General features: G+C 62.5%; 9 protein-coding genes. 1 reads left to right on the forward strand and 8 read right to left on the reverse strand.

All coding sequences use genetic code 11. The annotated features are described in order from the left end of the window. Window positions 1–13 precede the first annotated feature (13 nt). The 8 genes from M3I54_RS00975 to M3I54_RS01010 form a co-directional block, all read right to left on the reverse strand. Window positions 14–2,134, reverse strand: a complete 2,121-nt coding sequence (locus M3I54_RS00975) for an FUSC family protein (protein ID WP_254332270.1) — start codon at window positions 2,132–2,134, stop codon at window positions 14–16. Between the two features lie 9 nt (window positions 2,135–2,143). Next, window positions 2,144–3,202: a multidrug transporter subunit MdtN gene (mdtN, locus tag M3I54_RS00980; RefSeq protein WP_254332272.1), complete on the reverse strand. Its 1,059-nt coding sequence runs from the start codon at window positions 3,200–3,202 to the stop codon at window positions 2,144–2,146. A gap of 19 nt (window positions 3,203–3,221) precedes the next feature. Then, on the reverse strand, window positions 3,222–3,509 hold the full coding sequence (locus M3I54_RS00985) for a YtcA family lipoprotein (RefSeq protein ID WP_254332274.1): 288 nt from the start codon (window positions 3,507–3,509) through the stop codon (window positions 3,222–3,224). Window positions 3,510–3,624: 115 nt separating this feature from the next. Further along, window positions 3,625–3,921: a hypothetical protein gene (locus M3I54_RS00990; RefSeq protein WP_254332275.1), complete on the reverse strand. Its 297-nt coding sequence runs from the start codon at window positions 3,919–3,921 to the stop codon at window positions 3,625–3,627. A 19-nt stretch (window positions 3,922–3,940) separates the two neighbouring features. Further along, entirely contained in the window at window positions 3,941–4,381 is a 441-nt protein-coding gene (locus M3I54_RS00995) for a hypothetical protein (RefSeq protein WP_254332276.1), read from the reverse strand. Window positions 4,382–4,640: 259 nt separating this feature from the next. After that, window positions 4,641–5,594, reverse strand: a complete 954-nt coding sequence (locus tag M3I54_RS01000) for a 3-hydroxyacyl-CoA dehydrogenase NAD-binding domain-containing protein (RefSeq protein ID WP_254332277.1) — start codon at window positions 5,592–5,594, stop codon at window positions 4,641–4,643. Window positions 5,595–5,899: 305 nt separating this feature from the next. Then, window positions 5,900–11,443 (reverse strand): AAA family ATPase, encoded by a 5,544-nt coding sequence (locus M3I54_RS01005; protein ID WP_254332278.1) that lies wholly within the window; start codon window positions 11,441–11,443, stop codon window positions 5,900–5,902. Window positions 11,444–11,476: 33 nt separating this feature from the next. Continuing rightward, the gene (locus M3I54_RS01010; RefSeq protein ID WP_254332279.1) at window positions 11,477–12,139 is read right to left on the reverse strand and encodes a response regulator transcription factor; all 663 of its coding nucleotides are present in this window, start codon (window positions 12,137–12,139) and stop codon (window positions 11,477–11,479) included. 495 nt (window positions 12,140–12,634) lie between these two features. Here M3I54_RS01010 and M3I54_RS01015 point away from each other — a divergent pair, with 495 nt between their 5' ends. Continuing rightward, window positions 12,635–18,244 (forward strand): trifunctional serine/threonine-protein kinase/ATP-binding protein/sensor histidine kinase, encoded by a 5,610-nt coding sequence (locus M3I54_RS01015; protein WP_254332280.1) that lies wholly within the window; start codon window positions 12,635–12,637, stop codon window positions 18,242–18,244. The last annotated feature ends 4 nt before the right edge of the window (window positions 18,245–18,248 follow it).

The following is an 18,248-nucleotide window of genomic DNA, read 5'->3' on the forward strand; positions in this document are numbered from 1 at the left end:
ACCGCTCGCGCAATCATGATCGCAGGGCCTGTGACGATGGCGCCGCGGCGGGCTCAGGGAGGCCGGCGTCAGCGGACCATTCCGGCAACCCCGCGACCTGCCGCGACAGGTCGTCCGCGGCCTCGATGAGCGGTCCGCGGGACCCGAGCGCCGGTTCGCCGGCTTGCGCAGCGATCTCGTTGCGTCGCGGTGCGCGGGCTGCGGGTGGATTCGCCGCGAGCGCTTCCGCATAGCGGGCAAGCTCGGCTGATGCCTGTTCCTGGGCCGAACGCACGGCGTCGACCGTCCGCGCGTCAGACGTTCCGCCCTGCGCCGCCAGCGTGTTACGCAGCGTATCGCCCGCCAGCATGATCTCGCGCCCCTGTGCGAGAACGGTTTGCGCGCGCAGCGTCAGTTGCGCCTGGTCGGTTTCCCGCCAGTCCGGTTCGAGTGCGACACGGGAGAGCGTCGCCTCGCAATCGGCCAGCACGGCCCACGCCTGCAACTGGCGCTGCGCATAAGGCAACTCGTCGTGCCCCGTCACGCCCGTTTGCGATGGGCGCAATTGAACTGTGATCGCCCGCAGCATGGCGGCGAGCTTCTGCCGCAGCAGATCGCCCTCGCCCTCGCGCCAGAACGACATCTGCACGAAGGTCGCCACGCCAACGCCCAGCAGGATGCCCAGCATCCGGTCGCGGATTTCAGTGAGATTGATGACTGGCCCGAAGCGTGCGAGCAATGCCAGCGAAAACGTGAACACCAGTTGGACCCCCGCGTAGCCGATCCGCTCCGAGCCGGCTGCAATCCATGCCCCGAACGCGATGACGGGCAGCGTCATCAGCAGCAGACCGGTGATGTCGTCGAGGCGCGGAACGACGAACACGACCATGAATAGCGCGAGCCCACTGCCGATGGCGGCCCCGGCCAGCCGCAGCAACGCACGCTGTGCCGAGGCGCCGAGGCTTGGCAGCGCGACGATCACGCAGGTCAGCATGATCGTGTGTGCGCCCTGCCAGTCTGCGGCGTTGTAGAACACATAACAGATCAACACCGCGAGCAGCGTCTTTAGTGAGAAGCGCGCATAGGCCGGGTTGGTCCAGGCGTCGGGCGCGACCATCGGTTCGCCCGCACCGGAAGGGCCCGGCGCCGCGCCGCTCGCGAAGAGGTCGGCATAGGCATGCAGCGCCCGCTGCAATTCCGCAGCCGCGGGAATCGTGTCGGCGGCGTTGCGTTCCACAGCGGTGACAACGCTCACGTAGCGATACGGTTCGCCCAGCGCCACCGATTCGTCGAGTGCGCGAACGTTCGCCTGCAGTTCGCGCAGCATCTTCAGCTGGGCCGCCGAGGCGCCCCGCCACTCGGTCGGTAACTCGCTCGCCGCGCGATAAAGACGTGACACCGTCGCGATGCATGCAAGCTGCGCAGCCTGATGCTCGCGATAGTGGGCGTCGCGCATCGTCGCGAATCGCAGCAGCTTCTGCAGCGTCAGCGCGCCCTGCTGGACGGACGCGGGGGTGATGCGTGCGTGGCTCGTGGCGCCCTCGATCAGCGGCATGAGCCGGGCATCGAGCGCCGCGAGTTGCCGATGAAGCTCAGCCCTGAGCTGCAACTGCGGTTCCGCGGGCAACAGCAGCGTATTGACCAGTAGCGTCAGCGCGATCGGATAGTTGACCGCCACCCACACCCACAATACTGAGCGGATCAGCAAGTCGGCCTGGTCGGTCCGGTCGACGAAGCTCTGCACATAGATGACGATGATGGCGACAATAAAGAACACCACGCCGATTTTCAGCACGCGAATCAGATACGCGCTGCAAAAGAACACCAGACTCGCGATGACGATACGCACCAATGGATAGTCGAACGTGAACTTCAGCAGCAGGATCGACAGCCCGATGCCGAGCGTCGATCCGAGGATGAACATCATGCCGACGAGCCGCGTGAACACCACGTTCGACTGCGTGACGTAAAACACCACCAGCAGCGACAACGCCAGTTCGGGCACTTCGAGCGCCATCGACACGACGATCACGATCGCGCTCGTCAGCATGCAGCGCAGCGTTACGTTGAGCCGCCCGGGGAACGACGCCAGCTCCTGCTTCAGGAACGCACCGGCATCGCGCAGCGTGGCGGGCAGGTAGTCGGCGGCGGCCATCGGTGCTCCTCAACGGCCTTGGCCGGTATGACTGCGCCCAGGCTGCAACACGGCCACGGCTGACGTGCCGACGCGAAACAGGTCCGGGTTCGGATTGCCGACGAGGATCTTCACCGGAAAGCGCTGCGACACGTGCACCCAGTTCAGCGTGCGCTGGATGTGCGGCAACCCGCCCGGCAGGGCAAGGCCGGCTTCTTCTGAAGCGATGCCGTAGCCGATCGAGTCGACCACGCCGTGAAAGCGCTGCCCCGTGTCGCTCATCAGGTAGACGCTGGCAGGCGTGCCTGCGCGTACATCCTTGAGTTCGGTCTCGCGAAAGTTCGCGACCACATACCAATGGCGCGTGTCGATCAAGGTAAAGACCGGTTTGAGCGTGGAAGCGAACTGCCCCGTCGATGTCTTCAGCGAGACCACGCGTCCGTCGAACGGCGCGCGCACGGTCGCATATTCGAGGTTCAGTTCGGCAATCGCGATCTCGGCCATGATGACGGCGCGCTGCGCGACCAGCGCGTCCACCCCGCTCACGGCCGCTGCCGCCTGCTGGGCCTGTAGCTGCGCGGCGCTGAGTTCGGCCTCGGTAGCGCGCTGCTCGGTGCGTGCGCGGTCGACATCTTCTGCCGACACATAGCCGTGCGAGAGCAGCGGCTCCATCCTGTGCAAGGTGTCGGACGCCTGGTTCGCCGCGGCCCGGGAGCGCTCGACAGCGGCACGCACCGACTGTGCGTTGTACTGCTGCGCGTTGACCGTGCGCTGGGTCAGCTCGATCTGACGATCGAGCGCGACGAGCGATGCCTTGCCTCGCGCGAGCGCATCCTCGTACGGACGCGGATCGATGCGAAACAGCAAGTCGCCCTGCTTGACCGCCTGGTTGTCGCGTACCGCCAGCTCGATGATGCGGCCGTTGACCTCGGGCACGACGTCGATCGTATCCGCATAGACATAGGCATCGTCGGTGCGCGGCGAGCGGTCCAGCAACCGGATCACGAAAATGAGCAGCAACAGCGTCGCCACGACGAGGAGAACCGCCGGCCATGCCCTCTTCCTGGTCTTGCTCGCACTTGTCGCCATGCCCTCACCTGAAGCAGATTCAATATTGGAACAACATCAACCAGACGGCGAGCGACAGGAACGCGACCAGCATGGGATACGTCACGGCAGGAGGCGCGAGCAGGTGGTCCGCCTCGAAGCGCTTCAGCATCAGATAGATGACGATCGTCAGCACAACGCCCGCGACGATGCAAAACAGCCAGTCGGGAAAGTACGCCCCGAGCACGTTGAGCGAGGGCGAGTAGTTTGCGCACCCTGAAATGGATACCGTTGCCATCACGGCTGCGCCAATTGTGCGCTTCGGAAGTCCGCCCGTGGTGAGTGGCACGTGTCACTCCAAAGTTATCGATCCCGCTCACATTCACGTTGCGCTTTGCAGCCTCCGCGACGCGAGCGAACCGGCTTTTGTCCCGGGCGGTTACGCGCCACGATATCCAATGTCCTCATTGCGCCCCTTTCGTTACGGACGTTTCCGCGACGTCTTGCTGGGGATCACACGCGTCATCGTCTCTCTCGCGCGCGAGTGGCAGCCGGATCGACACGTCTTCGTCGCCCACTGCCTGCACATCGCCCGGTTGCCAGGCAGTGCGATATATCTCGACGACATAGTCGCGGGCGTCACACTGCTCGCTGAACAACCGTTCGTAGAAACCACGGTGCCGCTCGTGCGCCGACATGTCCAGAACCCAGCACACTGCCAGCACAAGCACCGCCCATACGATTCGCTCGATACGTCTCATTCCCAACGCCCCTGACCTGTCAGTGCGACGTGGACCGCCAGCCATCCTCGTGGCGCAATGCACAGGCGAAAACCAGAAAAGCGAGCTTGCTCCCGCAGTCGATCAGCGAGATCAGTGGAATCCACATCGAATCGCTGAACGCAAGCGGAATCCCGGAGCCGAGTGCCAGAATGCTGACGCCGCAGAGAAACGCGAAAATTTCGCGAGCAAAGCGGACATTCATGACCACGGCGAGTCCGACGGTGACCACGATAAGATTGGCGGCAATGGCGGCCGCAAAAGCGGTGCAGCCATTTCCCGTGACGAAGTCCAGCACCGTCTCCACCAGCGACCACCAGCAGATCGACAGCGTCACGATTGTGAGGGCGTGACCTGCAGGCCGCAGGACGCGACCGTGCACGGCCTGCCCCGAAGTCGCCTGGAATAAGGGTCCCAAATCATTTTCGGCTTGCCTGAACATTTCCCGCCTCTTCGCATCGCACCTTCGTCCTCGAACCGGCGCCAGTGTGTGGGGCATCGAAAGCGAGCCGCGAAACTGCACCGTCCACGATTGCAAGGTAGCCCGGCCATGCGAAGAAATCTATTGTACGAACGGGTCGGTGGTCCTGACTCGCTGTTTGCCCGACTCATCCTTTGGTATAAGCCGGGTGCCAGTGCAAAACACGAACTGGACAGACCAACCAGCGCTTATCAGGCACGCGCATGCAGGCGTTTTCGCTTCATGAGATGCTTGCCCCCGAGCCCGCACTCTGGCGCAGCTTCAGCAGGTCAAGCAGCATACGCTCGCACTGCGCCGCGAGGTCGCCCACAGACTGGCCCGCTGCCTCGCGCCGCGCACCGTCGATAATCGCCTGCTGCATGTTCGGCGTGAGTTCGGGCGACCCCAATGCTTTCCACCACGCGGTCATCGGTCCGGTGAACTGATCGAGAAAATTCTCGATACCGCCTTTCCCACCGCCGAGATGAAACAGCATGGTCGGCCCCATCAAGCCCCATCGCAGTCCGGGGCCGTGACACACCGCCGTGTCCGCATCGGCCACGCTCACTACGCCCTCCGACACGAGATGGACCATCTCCCGCCACAACGCTGCCTGCAGCCGGTTCGCCACATGACCGGGAATCTCCTTGCGAACACGGATGGTGCGCTTGCCGAGCGACGTATAGAAGCCCGTGACCTTGTTGACGGTCTCCTCCGACGTCTCCTCGCCCGCAACGATCTCGACGAGAGGAATGAGATGCGGCAGATTGAACGGATGCCCAATCACGCAGCGTTGTGGATATGACTTGCAGCCCGCCTGGATGTTGCTCATCGTGAGGCCGGAAGAGCTCGAAGCGATGGGGACCTCCGGTGGAAGGAGCGTGTCCAGCCGTTCGTACATGGCGCGCTTCAGGTCCAGCCGCTCGGGGCCATTCTCCTGGACGAGGTCAACATCCGCCGCGGCGGCAGGCAAATCGCGCGTGAACGTGAGCCGAGCGCGCGACGCTCGAGGAGCGAGGCCAAGCGCTTCGAGCGCCGGCCACGCTGCGTCGACATATTGCTTTAATCGCTGCTCGGCGTCCGGTCCCTGGTCGAACGCGACGACGTCGAGTCCTTGCGCAAGAAACCATGCGGTCCAACTCGAGCCGATCACTCCCGTGCCGATCACGGCAACACGGTTGATTTGCTTCGTCACTGAGACGTTCCTTATAGTAGTCAGACGCGCAATGCGTGACGAGTACGAACGCGAGCCCCCTCTCGCGCACGCCATGCTGGCGCCCAGTCTGGGTATTCACACAGGATTTAATTCAATCTAGCAATGTCAGGACCGCAAAACACTGGAGATTTCAACGAGAGTCTTTGTGCATTTCGACAATCAAGTCCCGCCGAAGCCGAACGGCCGCGAATGGGCAATCAGGAAGGGGCAATTGAACGGTCGTACGGCCCTTCGCAATGACCGCCGAAGCGCTGGCACTAGCCCGTTATGAACGAGAACGGACCCTAAGGGGCACAGTTCGGCAGCACGAACTGAAAGACTGCGCCATGCGGCGCGTTCGGTCTCGCCCACAAATGTCCGCCATGGGCCTCGACGATCGACTTGCAAATCGATAGTCCCATGCCCATACCGACGAGCTTCGTCGTAAAGAATGGCTCGAACAGCCGGTCGGACGTCGCCGGATCGAGCCCTGGGCCGGTGTCTTGCACGGCAACGCGAATACCGCCCATTTCCGCAGCCTGTGACGTGATCGTGAGCGCTTTCGGGTCGTGGGCGGTGGCGGCCATCGCCTCGATCCCGTTCATGATCAGGTTGAGCAGAACCTGCTGCAGTTGCACGGGGTCGCCAAATACGAAACCGGTGTCCGGCGCAAGCTCGATGTGAAGCGCCACGCCCTGCTCCTGCAATTCCACTCGGGTCAGCGCCAACACGTCCTCGATGGCGTGGTTGATGTCGACCTTCGTCAATTGCGGCCCCGACTTCGATACGAGCGCGCGCAGTCCGCGGATCACGTCGCTCGCGCGATGTGCATCGTGAACGATGCGAGCCATCGCGCCACGCATGCTGTCGAGATCGGGATTCTCGCGGTTGAGCCAGTTCATGCATGCAGTGCCGTTGGCGGAGATCGCACCGAGCGGCTGATTGATTTCGTGGGCAATCGAAGCGACCAGTTGGCCCATGGTTGTCAGGCGGGCGATACGCGAGAGTTCCGTTTGTGCATCTCTGAGCGCCTCCTCCGCACGCTTGCGCTCCGTAATGTCCATTACGGTGCCGATGAACTCCAGTGCCCCAGATGCCGTGATATCGGGCTGCCCCACCACCTGTAGATACCGGATGGCTCCGCCCGGGAGTTCGATGCGATGCTCGTGCCGGAACCGTCGTCTTTCGCGCACGGCGCTTGCTAGCACCCGCTCGAACGACGTTCGTTCTTCAGGCCGGATGCGTCCCATGAACGACTTATACGACGCCTGCGCCGTCGTATCGAACCCGAAGATGCGCCGCAGCTCTTCCGAAGAAGAAACCTCACCGGTATCGGGCCGCCACCGCCAGCTGCCGGTGTGGCTTATCTTCTGCGCCTCGTTCAGCGACGCCTCGCTCGCTCGGAGCGCCTCTTCGGCATCGCGCCGATCCGCGTTTTCGTGAACCAGCTCGGCATAGAGGCGCGCGTTTTCCAGCGAGATCGCCGCCTGCGACGCAAGGAGTTCCAGCACCGTGATCCGCGCGGGCGGAAAAGCATGCGAGGCGAGACTGTTCTCGAGGTACAGCATGCCAATCAGCTCTGCCTGCTTGATCAGTGGCAGGCACAGGAGGGAGCGCACGGGTTTGTGATCGAAGTACGCGTCGGCAGCCCGGGCGCCGTGCGCTCGCGCGTCGTCGAGAATCGCGCGATGCTTGCCGCGTGCGACCTGATCGAGGATCGATACCGGCGCCTTCGCCGAGGTGACCGGTGTCCGCACGATGTGCACCCGCACGGCCCCGCGATCGACACTCGCCTCGGCTTCGACCCGAAGTTTGCCCTCCCGGGGGAAAACCAGCAGCCCGTAGTCGGCTCCGGCGTGCTCGACGGCCAGCACCATCAGTGTTTCGATCAGTTTTTCGCTGACGATCTCGCTCGCGATGGCCTGGGACATCCTGACGACGGTGCCAAGATCGATCTGCTCGATCGAAGCTTCGATTGTCGGCAGCAAGGCGGGCAGCGTACGCTCGCCCAATTCGGGATGCCTCTCTTCGAACTGGGCGGCCTTGGCCAGGGCGCCCCACCGGATCCACGCATCGCGGGCGTCCCGCCAATACAGTTGCGCAACCCGTTGCAGACCGCAAGCCGCGAAGAAATCGCCCGCCAGCTCCCGTGCAAGCGCCTCGTCCTGACGGAAGCCATGCTCGGCAGCCGAGTGGATCGCCCGCTCATAGAGCGACATGGCAACCGTGGCTTTCCCATCGACGCGCGCCAGTTCAGCCGCCACGAGCGCGTACTTGTGCGAAAACGTCGACGGACAGCTCTGCGCCCAGCGGTGCAGCGTGTCCAGGTGCCCCTCTGCGGTGTCGCGCTGCCGGGCGCGCGCGGCCGGCGCTGCCGTCGGCAGGACGGCGGCGAGAGCGAGGGCGTGGTAGAAACGGTAGTCCGCCGACTGCACGTGGCAGCGAGCGGCCCACAGAAGCGGCTCTGCCATCGCGGCGCACTTGAGCGCGGCCTCGGCGTTGCCGAGCAGATAATGCCGCTGCAACTGGAGAATCCAGTAGAAGCAGATGACGATGGGAACGCCGACTGCGTGCACCCCCGCCTCGAGTGCTGAGTCGTCGAGGAGCGGCGAATTGGCCGGCGCGCCACGCAGGCTCCGCACGAAAGCCTGAATGCCGAGGATCACCTGAATCACATGGCGAAAGCCGGATTTGCGCTCGAAGTCCAGCGTCACGACCGATTCGTGCCAGATTTCATCGAGGTGGTCGCCTCGCGTCATCCGGTCCGTCAGGCGATGCTCGGCGCTATAGCACGCGTAGACGATTTCACCTGTCTGCTGAGCCGACCGGCTTGCCGCTTCGACGCATTCGAGCGCCAGATCGATCGGGCGTGTCCAGACCACGGCCATTTGCATCAGGAAGCTCGCAGCGGCCTTGCTCGTGTCGAATCCATGTCTGGAGGCCAGTTCGACGGCGAGGCTCGCAAATGCGTCGCCTTCCGCAAAGGCATGAAACACCGGGCCAAGGAAAACCGCCAGGCCGCCATAACCAATGGTGGAAGACTGGCAGGCTCCATGCTGCAACGTGAGATTGACTATCCGGCACGCCATCACCAGGCTGAGATTGCCTTCGACCAGATAGGCGGAGAGGCAGCCTGTGCCGAGGACACTCATGACGGCTTTCGCCTCATCGTCATCCGTCAAGGCCAGGTCGATGAGGTTTGCGATCGGGCGGCCGTCAAGCAGGCGGCGTACTTCGTCAAATTCCTGTTGCATCTGCTCCAGTGTCGGATGTTCGGGCAGGTTCACATCGAACATGCGCAGACATTCCATCGCTGTGTGCACGGCCAACGAATTCTGTCCATGCAGGAGTTGGAGCACCATCCGCAATCGGTAAGCCTCAGTGCGCTCGACTCTCGAGTGGCCATTCACCAGCAATGCCTCGATCAGCCTTTCCGCCTCTTCGAAATTGGCATTCAGGATTTCGCATTCGGCGCGCTCGAGCCACACGCTCCACGTAAGCGCGTAGCATTCGCGCCAACCTTGCTGGGTCAACAGGTCCGTCGCGGATGCGAGATAACCGCAGGCGGCGGCGTAGGCCGACGACGTCTTTGCCTTTCTCGCGGCCCGCAGGTTGAGGCCGGCGATATATTGCCGCTCGGCCTCGTCCGAAACGAGCGACAACCCAAGGTTGAACTGGTTGACGATATCGAAGACCTTCTCCGAGACTTTCTCCTCCGACATCCCCTGTGCGAGGAGGCGGCCTATCCGAAGATGCAGCGGCGGGCGGCGCCATGCCGGAATGAGCGCGTAAGCCGCCTCCTGGATTCGGTCATGCGTGAATCGGTATTTTCCGTGCTGAAAAATAATCGCGCCGGCGCGCAGTGCGGCCTGAAAACCCGCATGCATCTCCGGCTGAACGTCCGCCATGTCTGCTATGTCCGATACCGCACACCTGCCGTCCGCAGCCTCGCTGTCGACGATGGACAGCATGGCGTAATCGGCCTGGCTGCCGAGACAGGAGAATAGCTTCAAGGCTTTCTGCGCGGCACCCGGCAGGCGCCGCAACCTGCCGATCATCAGATCCGCAACGTTGTCGGTAAAACCCTTGCCGGCGATATCGTCGAGGTTCCATGTCCAGCATCGCGAGCGCGTGTCGAATACCAGCAACCCTTCCTCGACGAGGCTCGTGATAAATTGGCCGACGAAAAAAGGATTGCCCCCTGTGCGCTCATGCACGAGTTCGGCAAGCGGGCGAACGCCCACCGCGTCGCAGCGCATGGCGTCGCACAGCAATTGACTCACGTCCGTGACCCGCAATGGGCTGAGCACGATCCTGTCGATCCACACTCCCTTCTGCTTGATTGCCTCCAGCGTCGACATCAGCGGATGGGCGGGCCCAACCTCGTTGTCGCGATATGCGCAAATCAGCAACAGGTACGGAGTCTCGCGCCCGGTAATCAGGTATTCGATGAGCTTCAGCGTCGCGGGATCGAGCCATTGAAGGTCATCCATGAATACGACGAGTGGATGCCCACGCCGCGCGAACACCCCCACGAACCGCTGGAACACGGTCTGGAAGCGCATCTGCGCGTCAAGTGGCGAAAGCGCCGGTACACCCGGCTGCGTGCCGAGCAACTGGCCGAGCGCCGGGATCAGATCGGTCAGCAGGCCGGCAAGATTGCCCGCCGCTTCCTGGACTGCTTCTCGCCAGCGGCGAATCTCCTCCTCGCTGCCATTCAGTATCTGTCGAATGAGTCCATCAAAAGCCTGAGCGAACGTCGCATACGGAATGCCGCTCAACCGCATATCGAACTTTCCCGAGAGGAAAATCCCCCGGGACAGCACGATGGCCTTGTTGAGTTCGTTGACGACCGACGATTTACCCACGCCGGAATAGCCTGTAACGAGCACGAGACTGGGGCCATCGCCCTGAGCGACGCGGTCGAACGCCGAAAGCAGCATGGTGGTTTCGCGCTCTCGCCCATAGAGTTTCTCGGGGATGATGAACCGCGCGGAGGTGTCATGCTGACCGGAAACGAACGTTTCGATCCGGCCAGTCGCCTGCCACGCTGCGAGGCACTTTCTAAGGTCGGCCTCGACCCCGGCGGCCGTTTGGTAGCGCTCTTCGGCGGTCTTTGCCAGAAGCTTCATCAACACAGTCGAAATCTGCAGCGGCGCTCCAGTCGGACTATCGCTGGGTGAAATGGGCTGGCGCGCGACGTGGCAATGGATCAGTTCAATCGGATCCATCGTGACGAATGGCGGCGCACCGGTCAGGATTTCGTAAAGTGTGACGCCCAACGCGTAGAGATCGCTGCGCGAATCGATCGAGCGGTTCATCCGGCCCGTCTGCTCAGGCGCCATGTAAGCGAGCGTGCCAACGATGATTTCGGGCGGGTCGGGCAGCCGATGCTCACGCGGAAGCCGCGAAGCGATGCCAAACCCGGTCAGCCATGCGTGGCCGCGAACCATGTCCACGACGACATTCGCGGGCTTGATGTCGAGGTGCATCAGCCCTCGCTCATGCATGCGGTGAAGCGCCTGGGCAACCGCGATGCCGACGCGCAGAAAGCTCGCGATGTCCAGCGGATGACCGATGAGTCGATCAAGCGGCTCGCCGCCCGGGTCCTCGAGCACAAGCGTGGTACGGCCTTCGGAGGTCATCAGCCCGATCGGTCTCGCCGCCCAGTCGGAGTCCAGCTCGGGCTCGAGCGAATATTCATGCTCGAGCCGTTTGACCAGCGCTGGCCGCCCGGACGCAACCGGCGTGACGAGCAGAATGGGGTTCAGCCCATCGCGAGTGCCGCGGCTCAGCGTGTACTCGCCGGTCCGCAGCGTCGTCAGCTGATAAGCAGAGAGATCTACCATGTAGAACGTACCCCGGGGCGAAGAGGTAGTCGGTCAGGCTTCTGGCTCGACCCCCAAGGCCGCCGCCATTCTGACAAGTTCCGCTACGGAGCGCGCCGCCATCTTTTTCATGACCTGCGCCCTATGGATCTTCACCGTCACTTCCCTGACGTCCATCTCGGAGGCGATCTGCTTGTTCAGCAAACCGGCTATGACGTAACCCATGACCTCCCGCTCGCGCAACGAAAGTAATTCGTAAGCCATGCGAAGCGCCGCCAGAGATTGCTCCGCGATGAGCCGTTCATGGTCGCGCGCCAGTGCCTGGACAACGGCATCCAGCATGTCCTGCTCGCGAAACGGCTTGGTGAAAAAATCCAGTGCCCCGGCTTTCATTGCTCTGACCGACATTGGTACATCGCCGTACCCGGTCATGAACAGAACCGGCATGCGCAGGTCGGTCCTGGCGCCTTCCTGCTGGAAGGCAAGGCCGCTCTCGCCACGCAATCTCACATCGAGAATCAGGCAGGAAGGGATGTCGGTCTTGGGGAACGCAAGAAATTCCCGAGGTGAGGCAAAGGTCTCGACGTGCAGGCCGAAGGAATCCAGTAGGTTCGTCAGCGCGATGCGCATTGACTCATCGTCGTCGATGACATAGACCACCGATTGTCCGCCCTCGCCTATGCCTGCGATCGAAGTCGAAACCGGTCTCGAACTCATCTTCTTTCTCCATTGTGGGAACGCTGCCTGGTGAGTCCGCTACAACCAACCGGATGCCATACTGCGCCACCCCAAGGCGACCAACATCGGCGGACGTGTTAGTCCTGCGGTGTTCGAGCTTACGTCGCCCGGAAAGAATAATTTTGCTTCAACGCCCCGGATCTTATCCAGTGAATGCTCGCCACAGCAATGTTTAAGTATAGGGCAGTCCCAAAAAACGAAGGAAAGCACGGGCTGCACCATGTCCCATCGCGACTATGAATTCTTTATCCGCTTAACACCGTTTAAAGTCCCGCGCGCAAAGTGCATTGCCGTTATGGGTGGGCGCTTAACAGTCAGTTATGCGATATTTAAACCTGGCGATTGGCCATAAAGATACTAAGCCCAAAAGCAACGCTTTCGCCGGGAGTACGATTGCGGCATGACTGCCATGCCTGACGAAAGCGCGCCGGTCGTATTGGTTTATCCGCGGCACAATAGTCATACGAACCCAGGATGGGCGCAGAGGCCTGGGTAGACACTTCCGATTCCAGCGAGGCCAGACTACCTGACACGGGAGAAAGCGAATTGAGTGTTTCATCCAGTTCGTTTGATATCGATACGAGCGATCCCATTCAGTTCGTGTGGGAAGATGGCGAGTGCGCGTTCTATCGGGGATCGCGGCTCAGCGCGGACGGCAGGCGCGAGTCCGTGCTGCTGGTGCGGCCTGCGGACGCCCATCCCAGTCAGGCCGTCGTCGATCGTCTCGCACACGAATACGCACTGGCCGACGAGCTCGACGAAGCCGCGGCGGTGCGGCCGCTCCAGCTGCTGCGCGAAAACGGCCTCGCGACGCTCGTGCTGGCGGATCCCGGAGGCGAGCCGCTCGAGCGCTTCACCTCGCCGATCGATGCGCGAGACTTTCTTCGGCTCGCCATCGCCATCGTCGCTGCCTTAGGCAAGCTCCACGCCCGAGGCCTCGTTCACAAGGACCTCAAGCCAGCCCATATCGTTGTGAATTGCGCAGCCGGCGCGGCACGATTGACGGGCTTCGGCATCGCGACGCTGCTGCCACGCGAGCCGCAAACGCCCAGCCCCCCGGAGTTCATCGAGGGAACCCTCGCTTACATGGCTCCGGAGCAAACCGGGCGAATGAACCGCTCCGTCGATTCGCGCAGCGACCTTTACTCATTGGGTGTGACCTACTACAGGATGTTGACGGGCGTCTTGCCGTTCACTGCGTCCGATCCAATGGAATGGGTGCACTGCCATATCGCGCGTCAGCCGGTGCCGCCGGCGGAGCGCGAGCGGACGGTACCGGGACCCGTCTCGACGATCGTCATGAAACTGCTCGAGAAGACCGCCGAAGACAGGTACCAGACTGCGTTCGGCGTCGAGCACGATTTGCGCTGTTGCCTGGCGCAGTGGGAAAGCGGGGGACGTATTGACGATTTCCCGCTCGGCACGCGCGACACCCCCGACCGGCTGTTGATTCCCGAGAAGCTCTACGGGCGCACGCGCGAACTCGACGTATTGCTCCACGCCTTCGAACGCGTGAGCGGCGGCGGCAACGTGGAGATGGTGCTCGTCACTGGCCACTCGGGCATCGGCAAGTCGGCCCTCGTTCAGGAACTGCATAAGGAGCTGGGTGCCTCGCGTTGCCTCTTTGCCGCCGGGAAGTGCGATCAATACCAACGGGACATTCCCAATTCGACGCTGGCGCAGGTACTGCAGAGCCTGATCCGGCCGCTCCTCGTAAGCGGGGAAGCCGAATTGAGCCGCTGGCGCACCGCGCTGAACGCAGCGCTGGACCCAGGTGGCGCCTTGATCGCGAATCTGGTGCCTGCGCTCGCTGCCATCACTGGCGAGCAACCGGGCGTCCCCGAACTTCCCGCCGAAGACGCACGACGCCGCTTTCAGCTCGTGTTCAGGCGCTTCATCGACGTCTTCGCCACGCTCGAGCACCCGCTCGTGCTGTTCCTGGACGATCTTCAGTGGCTCGACCCGGCAACGCTCGACGTGCTTGATTTTCTGCTGACGCGATCGGACTTGCCCCATCTCCTGTTGATCGGCGCCTACCGTGACAACGAGGTCGATGCAAATCATCCGCTCGCCGGCAGGCTCGCCGCGATCCGCGAGGCGGGAGCAGCCATGCATGAGATCCGGCTCGAACCGCTCGTGCCTGACGTGGTCGAGCAATTGATCGCCGATTCGATGCGTTGCACTCCGGAGCGTGCTGCACCGCTCGCGCGCCTGCTACAGGGGAAGACGAGCGGCAACCCGTTCTTCACGCTCCAGTTTCTCGGGGCGCTCGTGGACGAGGGATTGCTCAGCTTCGATCACGCGAACGGGCGCTGGTCTTGGGGCTTGCGGCAGCTCTACGCCAGGCGGCATACCGGCAATGTGGCCGAGTTCATGGTCGAAAAACTGAGCCGCCTGCCCGCCAGAACCCGCAAGACCCTCCAGCTGCTCGCATGCCTCGGCAACATCGCGGAGCCCGCCACGCTTGCAACGGTGTGCGAAACCTCGGAGCGAACGGTTAGCGCCAACCTGTGGGAAGCGGTCCGCCAACAGTTGGTCATCCGCCAGGAAGGCACTTACCGGTTTGCTCACGACCGGATACTGGAGGCAGCCTATGCGCTGATTCCGGCCAGCAGCCGGGCAGACATGCACCTGCGCATCGCGCGGCTGCTGGCGGCCCGTCTTCCGCCGGTCAAACGGGAACAGTCAGTCTTCGAGATTGTCAGTCAGTTCGACCGTGCGACTGCGTTGATCGTTACGGCGCAAGAGCGTCAGCAGGTTGCCGAGCTGAACCTGCTCGCGGGCAAACATGCCATCGTGTCGGCGGCCTACGCCTCTGCGCTCAATTACCTGAAGGCTGGCGCGGCCCTGTTGATGGGCGACGGCTGGTCGGACCAGCACGAACTCGCCTTCTCGCTCGCCATCCATCGCGCCAAATGCGAGATTCTCACGGGTGATCTCCAGTCCGCCGAAGATCGCCTTGCGGCATTGTCGACGCGGGCGGCCGATACTGTCGAACGGGCCACGGTCGCGAGCCTGCAAGCCGATGTGTACGTCTTGCGTGGTCAGGGTGAACGCACCGTCGCTGTCGGGCTCGATTATTTGCGGCACGAGGGCGTAGACTGGCCCGCGCATCCAACGGATGCGCAGGTGCAAGCCGAATACGAGCAGATCTGGTCGTCGCTCGGCAGCCGTAAGATCGAGGAGCTCATCGACCTGCCGGTGATGAGCGACCCTGTTTGCCTCGCCTTTCTCGAAGTCCTGACCCGGTTCTTTCCTGCTGCACTGTTTACGGACATCAATCTTTATTCTCTGGTGGTCTGCCGGGCGGTCAACCTTAGCCTCAAGTGGGGTAATTGCGATGCGTCGTGCGCCGCTTACGTACGGCTGGGTCTGATAGCCGGCTTCCACTTCGGCGACTATCCGGCGGGCTTCCAGTTCGCGCGGCTTGGCTACGAACTCGTCGAACAGCGTGCGATGAAGCGCTTTCAGGTGAGAACGTATGAAACGTTCGGTGTCGTCGCGCAATGGACGAACCCTGTTCGGTCGGCCCGTGACCCGCTGCATCGCGCCTTCGACGTGGCCTGCAAGATCGGCGATTGCACGTACGCCGTGTTCAGCTGTGCCCACCTGAACACCAACCTTCTGCTTGCAGGCGATCCGCTTGCGGAGGTGCAACGTGGGGCCGAACACGGCCTCGAATTCGCGCAGTCGGTGCGGTTCGGATTCGCCGCGGACCTCATCACGCCACAGCTTCAGCTTGCCAAAACGCTGCGCGGATCGACGCACACATTTGGATCGTTCGATGACGACCAATTCAACGAACGCCAGTTCGAGCTGAATCTCTCATGCACTTCCGCGCTGGCGCCGACGGCATGCTGGTACTGGATCAGGAAGATTCAGGCGCGCTTCCTGGCGGGCGACTACGAGATCGCTCTCGAGACCGCGTCGATCGCCCAGCCGGTTCTGACGAAGCATTTAGGATCGCTGGAGATCGCGGAGTATCACTATTTCGATGCCCTTGCGCATGCCGCGGCCTGTGATTGCGGATCATCGCGCGAGCATAAGCGGCTGCATCTGGACGCGATGGCTGTCGATTACCGGAAACTTCAGGTCTGGGCCGAGAATTGCCCGGAAAATTTCGAGAATCGACGGGCATTGGTGGCTGCGGAAATGGCCCGTTTGGAAGGAGCGGACCTCGAAGAAGTCATGCGCCTTTACGAACTTGCGATCCGCTCGGCTCGCGAGAGCGGGTTCGTCCACAACGAGGCACTCGCCTGCGAGCTGGCAGCACGGTTCTACGCAGCGCGCGGGTTCGAAGCCATCGCGCGTCTGCATATGCGCAAGGCGCGTTGCGGCTATCTTCGCTGGGGCGCCGACGCAAAGGTGCGGCAGCTCGATGAGCGATTCCCGCAGCTCCTGGAGGACGAATCGGACGCGCGCCCGGCTGTCACGATCGGCGCGCCTGCGGAATATCTGGATCTGACTGCCGTCATCAAGATCTCGCAGGCCGTGTTTGGCGAGGTGGTTCCTGAGCGTCTGATCGATACGCTATTGCGTCATGCGATCGAGTATGCGGGCGCCGGGCGCGGTCTTCTGATTACGCCGGGCGACAATGGGCTGCGGGTCGAGGCCGAAGCCCTCGCTGGCTGCGACAGCGTCATCGCGCAGCCAGCGGCCGGCGCGGCATTGCCGGAAGCGGTCGTCCATTACGTCGCGCGAACCCGCGAAAGCGTGATCCTCAGCGACGCATCGGTCCAGAACCTGTTCTCTGCCGACCCGTATATCACCCGGTTTCGTGCGCGGTCGATGCTTTGCCTGCCTCTGATCAACGGAGCCAAACTGGTCGGTGTGCTGTACCTCGAAAACAATCTCGCGTCGCACGTATTCACCTCAGCGCGCATCGCCATGCTGAAACTGCTGGCATCACAAGCCGCCATTTCCTTGGAAAACTCCCGGCTGTATCTCGATCTGGCGGAGCGCGAGGCGAAGATCCGGCGCCTCGTCGAGGCCAATATCATCGGGATCTTCATTTGGCGATTCGATGGCCAGATTGTCGAGGCCAACGATGCCTTTCTTCGGATGGTGGGCTACGACCGCGACGACATCGTCGCGGGCCGGGTCAAGCGATCGGACCTGAGCGCACCCGAGTGGCGCGAGCGCGACTTACGCACCGTCATCGAGCTCAAGACGGTCGGGATTGTGCAGCCTTTCGAAAAGGAATACACCCGCAAGGATGGCCAACGCGTGCCAATTCTGATCGGCTTTGCCGCTTTCGGCGAACAATCCGATCAGGGCGTCGCATTCGTCGTGGATCTGACCGAGCGAAAGCGCGCCGAGACCGAAACACGCGAGGCTGAGCAACGCTACCGCGAGATGCAGACGTCGCTGGCGCATGCGAACCGGCTTGCGACCGTCGGTCAACTCACCGCCTCGATTGCCCACGAAATCAAGCAGCCGATTGCCGCGTCGGCCGTCAACGCGCAGGCCGCCATGCGGTGGCTGCGCGCCGAGCCGCCCAAGCTGAAAGAGGCCCAACAGGCGCTCGATCGAGTAGTCGCCGATGCCATGCGCGCGGGCGATGTTCTCTGCCGGATACGCGATCTCGTCACGAAGGCCCCCCAACACAAAGATCTTCTGCGTATCAACGAAGCCATCGTTGAGGTCGTTGAACTGATTCGGGACGATCTGACGAAAAACGACGTATCGGTAGAACTCGCATTAGAGGATAACTTGCCGCCGGTCCGTGGAGACTGCGTTCAATTGCAACAGGTGATGCTCAACCTGACACTCAACGCCGTAGAAGCGATGACGGGCACGTGTGCCGGGCCGCGCGAATTGCAGATTGGCGCCGCGCCGGACGATTCGGGCGGCGTGCGCGTCACGGTGAGGGATTCGGGGCCTGGCATCGCATCCGGGAATCTCGAGCGAATCTTCGACCCGTTCTACACCACGAAGTCTGGCGGCATGGGCATGGGGCTGTCGATCTGCCGGTCGATTGTGGAAGGCCACCGGGGACGCATGTGGGCGGACGCAAACACTTCTCGCGGCACCGTGTTTCAAGTCGTGCTTCCGAGCGATGACGCGGAAGATAGCGACGGCTGAGCGG

The organism is Paraburkholderia sp. CNPSo 3274 (assembly GCF_024206475.1).
Classification (GTDB): Bacteria; Pseudomonadota; Gammaproteobacteria; order Burkholderiales; family Burkholderiaceae; genus Paraburkholderia.